This window comes from Carnobacterium sp. (assembly GCF_032094055.1).
In the GTDB taxonomy this organism is placed as follows: Bacteria; Bacillota; Bacilli; order Lactobacillales; family Carnobacteriaceae; genus Carnobacterium_A.
Window position 1 is genome coordinate 6,383 of record NZ_DAMDAK010000014.1, and the last position, 11,827, is coordinate 18,209.

Annotated in this window: 10 protein-coding genes and 1 pseudogene; 2 read left to right on the plus strand and 9 right to left on the minus strand. The window is 35.2% G+C overall.

The window, feature by feature from the left end; translation table 11 throughout:
- The 4 genes from RT405_RS03605 to RT405_RS03620 form a co-directional block, all read right to left on the minus strand.
- On the minus strand, window positions 1-800 hold an 800-nt coding region (locus tag RT405_RS03605), incomplete at its 3' end, for a glycosyltransferase (RefSeq protein ID WP_313467623.1).
- 203 nt (window positions 801-1,003) lie between these two features.
- Window positions 1,004-2,725: a phosphoenolpyruvate--protein phosphotransferase gene (gene ptsP / locus RT405_RS03610; protein WP_313467625.1), complete on the minus strand. Its 1,722-nt coding sequence runs from the start codon at window positions 2,723-2,725 to the stop codon at window positions 1,004-1,006.
- Complete coding sequence (locus RT405_RS03615; protein ID WP_035028956.1) at window positions 2,725-2,991, minus strand: phosphocarrier protein HPr; 267 nt, start codon at window positions 2,989-2,991, stop codon at window positions 2,725-2,727. The genes ptsP and RT405_RS03615 overlap by 1 nt, the downstream gene beginning before the upstream one ends.
- A 190-nt stretch (window positions 2,992-3,181) precedes the next feature.
- A complete protein-coding gene (locus tag RT405_RS03620; protein WP_313467626.1) occupies window positions 3,182-3,370 on the minus strand; it encodes a hypothetical protein in 189 nt (62 codons plus the stop codon).
- 199 nt (window positions 3,371-3,569) lie between these two features.
- Between RT405_RS03620 and RT405_RS03625 the strand changes: the two genes are divergently transcribed.
- Window positions 3,570-5,813, plus strand: coding sequence for an ATP-dependent Clp protease ATP-binding subunit (locus tag RT405_RS03625; RefSeq protein ID WP_313467628.1), 2,244 nt, complete (start codon window positions 3,570-3,572; stop codon window positions 5,811-5,813).
- A 140-nt stretch (window positions 5,814-5,953) separates the two neighbouring features.
- The gene (locus tag RT405_RS03630) at window positions 5,954-6,232 is read left to right on the plus strand and encodes a DUF1827 family protein (protein WP_313467630.1); all 279 of its coding nucleotides are present in this window, start codon (window positions 5,954-5,956) and stop codon (window positions 6,230-6,232) included.
- A 122-nt stretch (window positions 6,233-6,354) separates the two neighbouring features.
- On the opposite strand, the gene RT405_RS03635 is transcribed toward RT405_RS03630, so the two are convergent.
- The 5 genes and pseudogenes from RT405_RS03635 to RT405_RS03655 form a co-directional block, all read right to left on the minus strand.
- Window positions 6,355-7,938, minus strand: coding sequence for a peptide chain release factor 3 (locus RT405_RS03635; protein WP_192986449.1), 1,584 nt, complete (start codon window positions 7,936-7,938; stop codon window positions 6,355-6,357).
- 132 nt (window positions 7,939-8,070) lie between these two features.
- Window positions 8,071-8,628, minus strand: coding sequence for a thermonuclease family protein (locus tag RT405_RS03640; RefSeq protein WP_313467633.1), 558 nt, complete (start codon window positions 8,626-8,628; stop codon window positions 8,071-8,073).
- A gap of 389 nt (window positions 8,629-9,017) precedes the next feature.
- On the minus strand, window positions 9,018-10,376 hold the full coding sequence (locus RT405_RS03645) for an FAD-dependent oxidoreductase (protein WP_313467635.1): 1,359 nt from the start codon (window positions 10,374-10,376) through the stop codon (window positions 9,018-9,020).
- 143 nt (window positions 10,377-10,519) lie between these two features.
- Window positions 10,520-11,629: an AI-2E family transporter gene (locus RT405_RS03650; protein WP_313467636.1), complete on the minus strand. Its 1,110-nt coding sequence runs from the start codon at window positions 11,627-11,629 to the stop codon at window positions 10,520-10,522.
- A gap of 18 nt (window positions 11,630-11,647) precedes the next feature.
- A pseudogene (locus RT405_RS03655) lies at window positions 11,648-11,827 on the minus strand (peptidase M42); the annotation flags it as partial.

Here is an 11,827-nt window from a genome sequence, read left to right on the forward strand (position 1 = left end):
GCTACTTCGCCTATAAAGAAAACAGTATCCGCTAACCCTAATGAATGAGCTAATTCTTCCAGCTCATTTCTGGCTGGCCCATCTCCTACAATGACTAATTTTGCTGCAGGTTGATGAAGTAAAATTTCCGGCATTGCTTTAATAAGCAAATCAATACTTTTCTCTTTTGCTACTCGGCTTAAAGATAAAAGCAATCGTGTATCTTTTGAAAAAGAAAGTTCTTTACGGATATCTCGCTTATTTTCCTTCAAAAAATGCTCTAAATCCACTCCAGTAGGAATTACACTTATTCTTGAAACAACTCCATAATTTAGCAGTTGTTTTCGTGCCTTTTCGCTTGGCGCAATAATGCCAGATGATTTATTGCAATACATTTTTGACACTAACTTAACATGCGTCGGTCTAAGAACTTTACCATTGGCAATGTAGTGAAGGTAATCTTCGTACATTGTATGATAAGTATGGACACATGGGATTTTTAATTGGTAGGCAATATATTTTCCAGTCAAACCTAAACTGAATTCGGTTTGTGTATGAATAATATCTAATTGGAGCTCTTTCGCTATTTTTAATGCGCGATAAACTCCTTTTATTGCGATACGTCGGTCTTGAAAAGAAAAAAAGGGTATACTGGTCAAGCGGACGATTCCCTCTTCTTTTTCTTGTACTTTTGGATCAGTTGTTGTAAAAATAATCACTTCATGCCCTTGGCGTTCTAGCTCTTTTTTTAAAGTTTTTATTGAAGTTGCAACTCCACTTATTTGTGGAAAATAAGTGTCTGTAAAAATTCCAACTTTCATTATTTTCACCCCTTTAATTTATTATACTTAGTTTTATGTAAAAACATAGATTTTAGCCTTTAAGTTCCCATGTCTTTCAGATTTCTACGCAGAGAGTTTATTAAAAATAGTATACTAAAAATTTAATGCTGCTCCCTCCGCCTGAAGTACGATTTTAAAACAAAAAAAAGTTGCAAGAATCTAAAGATTCTTGCAACTTTTTTTTATTTTGTATATTCTTCAACTAGTTTAACTACTTCTTCAGCTGTGTCGCAATCATTAATTGCTTTTTCAGCTAATTCAGCCATCTTCGTTGTATCTAAACGTTTCATTAAACTACGAGTTTTTAGAATACTTGAAGCACTCATTGAGAATTCATCTAAGCCTAATCCCATCAATAATGGTACTGCTGTTTGATCGCCAGCCATTTCCCCACACATTCCTGTCCATTTACCTTCTTTATGAGAAGCGTCGATGACGTTCTTAATCAAACGTAAAATAGATGGATTATATGGTTGGTATAAATAAGAAACGCGTTCGTTCATTCGGTCAGCTGCCATTGTATATTGAATTAAGTCGTTCGTTCCAATACTGAAGAAATCAACTTCTTTAGCAAAGCGATCTGCAAGAACAGCAGCTGCTGGGATTTCAATCATAATACCGACTTCGATATCATTCGAAACCTCCACGCCTTCTTTGACTAATTTTTCTTTTTCTTCTAACAATATCCCTTTAGCATCACGGAATTCTCCTAGTGTTGCAATCATCGGGAACATAATACGCAATTTACCAAATACAGAAGCCCGTAAAAGAGCGCGTAATTGGGTTCTAAACATATCTTGTTCAGCTAAACAAATACGAATAGCCCGGTAGCCTAAAAATGGATTCATTTCATGAGGCAATGTTAAATAAGGCAATTCTTTGTCTCCGCCGATATCCATCGTCCGAACAACTACAGCTTTGTCTCCCATACCTTCTAAAATAGCTTTATAAGCTTCAAACTGAGCTTCTTCAGTCGGGAAGTCAGGTGAATCCATATAAAGGAATTCTGTCCGGTACAAACCAATTGCTTCACCACCGTTATTTTTCACACCAGCTAAGTCTTTTGGTGTTCCGATATTAGCAGCTAATTCAATATGTTTGCCGTCAGCTGTATAGGTTTTTTCGTTTTTCAACTTTTCCCATTCGGCTTTTTGCCCTGCAAATTTTGAGGCTTTCTCTTCATAAAAAGAAATATCGGTATTTTCAGGATGAATTAAGACATCGCCTTCTAATCCGTCTACAATAATCATATCGTTTTCTTTTACAAGAGCTGTGATTTCTTTTGTTCCGACAATTGCCGGAATTTCAAGAGAACGAGCCATAATTGCAGAGTGAGACGTACGACCACCAATATCCGTTACAAATGCTTTCACAAATTTACGGTTTAATTGGGCTGTATCACTTGGCGTTAAGTCGTGGGCGATAACAATTACTTCTTCATCGATCATTGAAGGATTCGGTAATCTCACGCCTAGTAAGTGACTTATCACACGCTTAGTAACGTCTTTAATGTCAGCAGCACGTTCTTGCATATATGGATTATCTTCCATGCCTTCAAAAATGCCAATGAACATATCCGTTACTTCTTTTAGTGCGCTTTCAGCATTTACTTTATTATCTCTTATGTTACTTTCGATACTCCCAATTAATTCAGGATCAGAAAGAACCATTAAATGCGCGTCAAAAACTTGAGCTTCTTCTTCGCCTAAAGTTTCAACAGCTTTACCGCGGATCAGCTCAAGTTCTTGGGTAGCTTTATTTAACGCTTGTTTTAAACGTTCAATTTCTGAATCAGAATTTTCAACTGAGAATTTGTCGAAAGTTAAATCGGGCTCAACAAGTAGATAAGCTTTTGCAATCGCAATACCATCACTTGCAGCAATCCCTTTTAAATTTTCAACCATTACTCAGCTAAACCTTCTTTCTTCATTGTTTCTTCAATACTTGAAATAGCTTCTGCTTCATCAGCACCATCTGCACTGATAACAACTTCTGCACCTTGGCCTACGCCTAATGACATAACACCCATAATTGATTTTAAGTTAACAGATTTACCTTTATATTCTAGGTTAATATCTGAGTTGAATTTGCTAGCTGTTTGTACTAATAAAGTTGCAGGACGTGCATGAATTCCTGTTTCAGCTATTACATGAAAATCGCGTTTTTCCATAATGTTTGATCTCCTTTAATAAATAATAATTTTTTATGAGGCTTATTTTTATCCTAGAATTCTTTAAACAATAAACATCTAAATGTCCCTGTTCTAAAAATAACCCTTTCATCTTCATAGATTACCATTTTTAAGAGCATACTACAACTATTTTCTATTTTTTCTTTTTCTTCTGCCTTCTTTTTTCTTTCTAGCTATTTGTTCTAAAGCGATAAACTACTTCACCATTGTGCTTTGCTTCCCCAATAATATGATCTTTTTGAACATGATTCATCCATATTTCTCTAAATTGCATAAAATTTTCTTTTGCTATGACTATTTCAGTTAGCTCACCTTCTATTAACTTTTCAAGCTGCAGCTCAAGAGATTCGTTTGTCATTTTTTCCTTCTTCCTTTCTTGTTTCTTATTATTTTAGCCTAATTTTTTAACAAATGATAGAACAAATTACTTGTATGTCAGACAAGGTCAGTGTATAATGAATACATGAAGGTCAGGAAAGGTCAATTTTCTTTTAACGTTGATTATTTTTTCCTGCAGAAACTTCTAACTTTAATTATTGAAAGGTTGTGCATGCTGTATGTTATGTCAAAATTGTCATCAACAAGATGCAACAATTCATTTATATACAAATATGAATGGTCAAAAAGGCCAATTAGATATCTGTCAAAATTGCTACCGACTTTTAAAAGAAGCTAATGAAAAAGGCTCTATTCAAAACAATTATCCAACTCCTCAAGATCCTTTTGGGTTTGGCAATCTAGATAATTTTTTCCGGTCTATGCAAAACCCATCGTCTCAAAATTATAAAGGGGTACCCCCTACACAAAGTAGCGGTGGCTCCGGTAATGGGCAACCGCCGACAAATAAAGTAAAAGGTTTATTGGGAGAATATGGAACCAATCTAACTGATTTAGCTAGATCAGGCGCAATTGATCCAATTATCGGACGTGATAAAGAGATTGAACGAGTAATCGAAATCTTAAATCGCCGTACAAAAAATAACCCTGTTCTAACTGGAGAACCCGGTGTTGGTAAAACAGCTGTCGTGGAAGGGTTAGCTCAAAAAATTGTAGATGGAGAAGTTCCACAAAAACTAATGGATAAAGAAGTCATTCGTTTAGATGTTGCTTCTCTAGTTCAAGGAACTGGAATTCGCGGACAATTTGAAGAACGTATGCAACAATTAATGGATGAATTGAAAAAAAATCCACAAATCATTCTTTTTATTGATGAAGTCCATGAAATCGTAGGTGCAGGTAGTGCTGAAGGCAGTATGGATGCAGGTAATATGTTGAAACCTGCTTTAGCACGAGGCGAGTTACAAATGGTTGGAGCAACAACATTAAAAGAATACCGCACTATTGAAAAAGATGCTGCTTTAGAAAGACGTTTACAACCTGTACGTGTCAGCGAACCAACAGTTGATGAAACGATCGATATTCTAAAAGGTATTCAAAAAAAATACGAAGATTATCACCAAGTCACTTATACAGAAGAAGCCATTAAAGATGCGGTTACTCTTTCTAACCGTTATATCCAAGATCGTTTCTTACCGGATAAAGCCATTGATCTATTAGATGAATCGGGCTCTAAGAAAAACTTGACGATTCAAGCAATTGATCCAAAGGTAGTTGAAGATAAAATTGCTGAAGCAGCACATCAAAAACAATTGGCTTTGCAGCAAGAAGATTATGAAAAGGCTGCTTTCTACCGTGACCAAGCTACTAAGTTTGCGGCCATGCGGGATCAACAACAACCTGAAGCTGAACGCCCAGTTGTAACAGGAAAAGATATGGTCAAGATTATTGAAACAAAAACAAATATTCCTGTAGGCGAATTAAAAGAAAAAGAACAAACTCAATTGCGTAATTTAGAAACTGACTTACGTCAACATGTAATCGGCCAAAATCAAGCAATTGAAAAAATTTCTAAAGCTATTCGCAGAAGCCGGATCGGGTTAAACAAAAAAAATCGACCAATTGGTTCTTTCTTATTTGTCGGTCCGACAGGTGTAGGTAAAACAGAATTAGCCAAACAATTAGCTCTAGAATTGTTCGGTAATAAAGAAGCCTACATTCGTTTCGATATGAGTGAATATATGGAAAAACACAGTGTAGCTAAGTTGATCGGTTCTCCTCCAGGATATGTAGGATATGACGAAGCTGGACAATTGACTGAGAAAGTCCGTCACAATCCTTATAGTATTTTATTATTAGATGAAATCGAAAAAGCACATCCCGATGTTTTGCATATGTTCTTGCAAATTTTAGATGATGGACGCTTAACTGATGCACAAGGACGTACCGTAAGTTTCAAAGATACAATTATTATCATGACAAGTAATGCAGGTACGGGATCAGTTGAAGCAAATGTTGGTTTTGCAGCTGCCTCTAAAGGTAACCAAAAATCTGTCTTAAATCATTTGACCGACTTCTTCAAACCAGAATTTATTAACCGGTTTGATGCAATCGTCGAATTCAATTCTTTGAAAAAAGAACACCTTCTTATTATCGTAGACTTGATGTTAAATGATGTTAATGATATGTTGAAAGATCAAAAAATTACAATTGAAGCTGATCAACGTGCAAAAGAAAAACTAGTAGAGCTGGGTTATGATCCTCAATTGGGAGCACGTCCATTGCGCCGTGTTATCCAAGAACAGATAGAAGACCGTATTGCTGACTTTTATCTTGATCACCCTGAAAGCAAAAATTTAAGTGCTACTGTTGATGAAAATGGAGAAATCCATGTTACCGCTAAACAAAATGAAGCTTCTTTAGTAACAGCAGACCAAAACGAAAACAATACCGATAAAAAATAAGATGATTAAGAGAGCGAGACTGGAATTTAGCAGTCACGCTCTCTTTTATTCATTCAGCCAATTAATTTACTTTGAGTTTATGGAATTTTAATTATATAATAGGTTTAATCTAATAGTCTTAAAAAAAAGAGGTGAATAGAATGAAGCTGATCGATGTTACGAATAGCCATATAGATTTAGTAACGGAACAATTAGGAAATACTGATGCTAATTTTATTAAAGTCTATACACTAGGACCCACAACCGTTGTTTTTTCGGGAGCTCCTACCCATAAAGATGTTCTTTTAGTAAACAAAGAACGAAATATAAAAAATGCTGAAATAAAATTTGCGATTGAAAATATTTTAGAGACTGCGCCTGATGTGGTTGATATCTTACATGCACCAAATATTGTAGAGCTTTCTATACCTGTCAATTAAAAAATAATTGTCTTTTTTTTGCTCTTTTTATATTGTTTTTGTACTTACTAGTTAAAAAAAGGCTGAAACGATGAATTTAATTCATTGTTTCAGCCTTTTTTCTTTATTTTGGATTAGATTTCTTATAGTAATGCCGTCAATTCAACATCCGGATATTTATCAGCAAACCATTGCATCGCGAATTGGTTCTCAAATAAAAATAACGGTTGATCATAACGATCCCGAACCAATAAATTCCTGCTGGAAGACATATTGGTATTCAAGTCTTCCGGTTTGATCCAACGAGCAATTTTATTGCCCATCGGCGTCATAATAACTTCTGAATTGTATTCATGCAGCATCCGATATTGAAAAACTTCAAATTGTAATTGACCTACTGCACCAAGAATATAATCTTCCGTATGGAAGGTTTTATACAATTGAATAGCACCTTCTTGAACTAATTGTTGTACACCTTTATGAAATGATTTTTGTTTCATCACATTTTTTGCCGAAACTTTCATAAAAATCTCGGGCGTAAATTGCGGCAGTTTTTCAAATTCAATATCTTGTTTACCTTCAAAAATCGTATCGCCGATTTGGAAATTCCCAGTATCATAGAGACCAATAATATCTCCAGCTACAGCATTTTGCACCGTTTCTCGACTCTCAGCCATAAATTGTGTTGAATTGGAAAGCTTGATTTTCTTTTTCGTTCGAGCAAGGGTAACGTCCATTCCCCGATCAAATTCCCCAGAGCAAATTCGAATAAATGCAATCCGATCTCGGTGAGCTGGGTTCATATTGGCTTGAATTTTAAAAATAAAACCAGAAAATTCATCATTAGCAGCTTCTATAATGTCTCCATCTCTGTCTTTATGAGCTGACGGACTAGGAGCAAATTGAATAAATGTGTCTAAAAAAGTCTGCACTCCAAAATTGGTTAAAGCTGACCCGAAGAAAACAGGCGTCAATTCCCCTTTAGCAATTTTTTCTTCTGAAAATTCATTGCCTGCTTCATTTAATAGTTCAATGTCCTCCAGTGCTTGATCATACAATGTTGATTTTTTGATTGGATGATCGCCTTCTATCTCACCAGCAGCATTTAATTCAACTATCTTTTCGCCGTTTCTCCCATTTATCTCAGGATGATGGATTTCAATTCTTTTATTGTAATTATCATATAAACCTAATAAACCTCTTCCCATTCCAATAGGCCAGTTCATAGGGTAAGAATCAATTTCTAATACCTCTTCCAATTCTTCCAATAATTCCAACGGCTCTCTTCCATCACGATCCAGTTTATTGATAAATGTAAAGATAGGAATACCCCGCATTCGACAAACTTGAAACAATTTCTTTGTTTGAGGCTCAATTCCTTTACCGCTATCAATTACCATCACTGCACTATCAACGGCCATCAATGTTCGATAAGTATCCTCAGAAAAATCTTCGTGTCCAGGTGTATCTAAAATATTGATTCTTTTATCTTTATAATCAAATTGCATAACTGAACTCGTAACAGAAATTCCACGTTGTTTTTCAATTTCCATCCAGTCCGATGTTGCAAATTTCCCTGTTTTTTTCCCTTTTACAGTCCCAGCTTGACGAATGGCTCCACCAAAAAGTAATAATTGTTCTGTGATAGTCGTCTTTCCGGCATCCGGGTGAGAAATAATTGCGAATGTTTTTCGCGATGCTACTTCTTCTTTTAGCGTTTGTTCCATTATTATTAATCCCTCATTCAAATCATTTATTTAACCTTCTATATACTTAATGGCATGTCGTTACATGTCAACACCCTTTTCTATCATTAGTCAAGTTATTATAACATATTCATTAACATAATTTTATTTTTTTTATTTTTCATTAAATCCATATTCTCCAACGTAATTTTTAATAGACCAAATGTTTCGTTGTTCTCTTGCCGCTACTTGTTCAGCAGCCAGCAATTGATCAAGATAAACTTCCTGACCTTCTTCATATCCCACCCTTGCTAATCCTTCTTGAACCAATATTTCTTGCACTAATGTGCCATCAGCAAACAAATAGGCCAATACTCTTCCATATTTATCTGTTCTTTTTTGAGTAGGTTCATATTCGATCGTAAGTGTTTTCCCTTTTAAATAATTAATTAAAAAGTCTTTTGCCTCTTTGCCGTAAGGTTGTACAGAGCCTGTTTTAGTAGTCGAACTTTCTGGAGTATCAATTAAAAGCAAGCGCATTTTATATTCTTGGCCTGCTTCTTTAAAAACGATGGTATCTCCGTCAATTACCCGTTGTACTTCTATAGAAGTGCGATCATCTGCTGTCTGCTCGGAAGGAGTTTCTTTTGCTGTATCCATTACAACATAATTTCCTGTCAGAATAAGTAAGATGACTACAATCCCTGAAAGCATTTTTTTATTCAGTTTCATAAACGTTCCTTTCTTAGCAGAGCGATTCTCTTCAGAATTAAGATTAAGAGCAGAAAGACTAAGAATAAAAAAGCCATATGTACCTCTTCTTAACAAGTTCCAGTATCTTTTATTCCTGAAAATTACCCGCTCACAAAACATTTGATTTGTACTTTATCCTATCTCTTCATATGCTTTTCAAACAAGATAAAGAGCCAATTTGAATTTTAGCATAGGTACTCAGTAAAAGACAGAGTCTAAAAAGCTAGGATCAGCACTGCTTCTGCAATTTATTTCTATCCGATAGATTTTGATTCCTCTTCTTATTTCCTTAAACTAAAACCAAAAAGACATGCTGTTAGAATATACAGCACGTCTTTTTTGGTTTACTTATTATTCTAAAATCTTACTTATTTTTCAGCTAATTTTCTTTCTTGTTCTACAGCTGCTTGCGCTAGTATATTCAAGTAGTTCCATGGACGGTCAAAATGAGGTTGGAAGAAGAAATCAACATAAGCTAAATCTTCAATTGTCATTTTATTTTGAATAGCCAAAGATAATGTATTTGCAGATTGTGTTACATCATATTTAGACATGATTTGTCCACCAACAATTCGTGTTGTGCCTACTTCATAAACTAATTGCATCAATACTTCTTCAGTTGTCGGCATAAATTCTGGACGGTAATTATCTTTAACTAGAACAGAACGTACCTCTAAATCAAAGTGCGGTGCACCACTTGTTGTAACACCTGTTGAACCGATATTATATCCAAACAAATACAAACCTGAAGTAGATTGTGTTCCTCTGTATTTAACTTTTGGTTCTACAATGTTTTTTCCAACTAAGGTTCCCATACGAACCGCATTTGTTGCTAACGGAATGTACGCATGTCCGCCATTTGGATTATAATTAACTGCACAACTATCTCCAGCAGCATAGATATCTGGGTTGCTCGTTCTCATATAATCGTCAACAATGATTGCGCCATTTGGCAACATATCTACTTTGTCTTTCAACAAATCATTATTTGGACGGAAACCTACACACATAATCACTAGATCGGCTTCATACTCCCCTTGGGCAGTCAATACGGATGTTACTTCTCCTGCTTCGTTAGCAGTAAATCCATTAACGGATTGGTTTAAAGCTAATTTTACTCCACGTTCTTGCAAGTCATTTTCAAGAACATCTGTAAACTCTTTGTCTAAATATTTATTTAAAATCCGATCCAATCCATCGATCAAGGTTACTTCTTTACCTGATTCAGCAAAAGCTTCTACTAATTCGATTCCAATATAACCGCCGCCCACAATTGTGATTTTTTTAGCATCAGTTGCTTGAGCAATTAATTCATTTGCTTGGTTATAATTTTTACACAAAAGGATTTTTTTATAATCAATTCCAGGAATTGGAGGAATGATTGGCCAAGAACCTGTAGTGTTGACTAGCTTATCATACGATTCTTCAAAAACTTCTCCTGTTTTCATATCTTCCACAATAACTTTTTTAGCATCTGTATCAATTTCTTTCACATTGTGTTCCATTTTAACTTTGGCACCCATTGATGCTAGTTCTTCAGGGTTGGAATAAAACAATCCTGCTGGATCTTTCACAACACCGCCAACGTATAAAGCGATTCCGCATGATAAAAATGAAATATTGTCATTACGTTCGAAAACGGCTACTTCTGCTTCTGGATTTTCATTTAGGATGGTTTTAACCGCTGATGTACCTGCATGCGTACAGCCAATTACTACTACTTTCATCTTGTATTTCCCCCTATTAGAATCTTATTATTGATTGATTCTCTTATTTATAATATTTACTAGCAGCTGGTGCTTTTCTTCACTAACTACTAGTACACTATATCACAAACTCTGAAAATGTCAAAACATTATGAAGGATTTCACTATTTTTTTTCAAGCTGGAATTTTTGATGCTTCTTTTTAATGTTGTACATATCTCTTAAATAAATTACGATCGTCTTGGTTACTGCATAAAAAGGAACGCCTAATATCATGCCTAAAAGTCCTGCTAAATTCCCAGCAACTAATAAAATAACAATGATCGTTAAAGGATGAATAGCAAGTGTTTTTCCAATGACATTGGGAGAGATAAAGTTGCCATCTATTTGTTGAACAACTAGCACAACGACCACAACCAGTAAAGCTTTCATAGGAGAAATCGTCAACCCGATAATCACTGCGGGTGCTAACCCCAAGTAAGGCCCCACGTAAGGTATAATATTTGTCACACCGGCAATGATTCCTAATAATAGTGCATAAGGCATTCCGATGATTAAATACCCAATAAATGTAAAAGTTCCTACTAATAAACAAACCAGAGCTTGACCGCTAATATAAGAAGCAATGGTGTTGTTCATCTGTCCTAACAACTCAATCATTTGTCCGCGGTATTCTTTTGGAAAAAATTTAGCTACTGCAGGTCGGAAATGCTGTCCATCTTTAAACATGTAAAATAAAATGAGTGGAGCAGTAAATACAACAATAGTTGCATTCGCTACGGCTCCAAAAATTGAACCTACACTATTTGTAATTCCTGAAAAAACACTATTAGCTATATTACCAATAGATAAATCTAATTTATTCATTGATTCTTCCAAATTAAAATTAGCCAATAGGGGCTGCTGCACAATATCTTTAGAAAAGCCTTCTAATGACTCCATCAGACTCGGTATACTCGCAACTAATTGACCAATTTGTTTAACCAGAGTAGGCATGACCGAAATACCTAGAAAAACCAAGAGGGCTAGAAACAGAACTAAAATGATAATAATGCCATATTTTCTTTGTATTTTTATTCTTTCAAGCAAATTGATCAACGGGTTTAACAAATAATACAGAAAACCAGCTACTAATATCGGTGTAAACAGTGTAGACACAAATGTAGTAATAGGCTGAAAGACAAAATCAATTTTTGTCGACATATAGATCAATGTAGCAATGACCAATAACCAGACTGACCAAAACATCAGCTTTGATTGTTTAAAATATTCCATTTTTTCATCTCCTTTTTTCTATTCAATCATTGCTTGCAGTAAATAAATTTCTACTAATTGCTCAGTTGCCTCAATGGAAGATTGGTGTGTACGTTCGTATGCATGGCTCGCATCAATGCCTGCTCCGACCAAAGCATGACGAACGTCTGCTCCTGCTTTCATAGCAGCTGAAGCATCGCTTCCATAATAAGGATAAAT

Coding starts and splice junctions, on each gene's coding strand:
- ptsP (WP_313467625.1), bottom strand. CDS start 2,725: ATGGTTGAAAATTTAAAAGGGATTGCTGCAAGTGATGGTATTGCGATT.
- RT405_RS03615 (WP_035028956.1), bottom strand. CDS start 2,991: ATGGAAAAACGCGATTTTCATGTAATAGCTGAAACAGGAATTCATGCA.
- RT405_RS03620 (WP_313467626.1), bottom strand. CDS start 3,370: ATGACAAACGAATCTCTTGAGCTGCAGCTTGAAAAGTTAATAGAAGGT.
- RT405_RS03625 (WP_313467628.1), top strand. CDS start 3,570: ATGTTATGTCAAAATTGTCATCAACAAGATGCAACAATTCATTTATAT.
- RT405_RS03630 (WP_313467630.1), top strand. CDS start 5,954: ATGAAGCTGATCGATGTTACGAATAGCCATATAGATTTAGTAACGGAA.
- RT405_RS03635 (WP_192986449.1), bottom strand. CDS start 7,938: ATGGAACAAACGCTAAAAGAAGAAGTAGCATCGCGAAAAACATTCGCA.
- RT405_RS03640 (WP_313467633.1), bottom strand. CDS start 8,628: ATGAAACTGAATAAAAAAATGCTTTCAGGGATTGTAGTCATCTTACTT.
- RT405_RS03645 (WP_313467635.1), bottom strand. CDS start 10,376: ATGAAAGTAGTAGTAATTGGCTGTACGCATGCAGGTACATCAGCGGTT.
- RT405_RS03650 (WP_313467636.1), bottom strand. CDS start 11,629: ATGGAATATTTTAAACAATCAAAGCTGATGTTTTGGTCAGTCTGGTTA.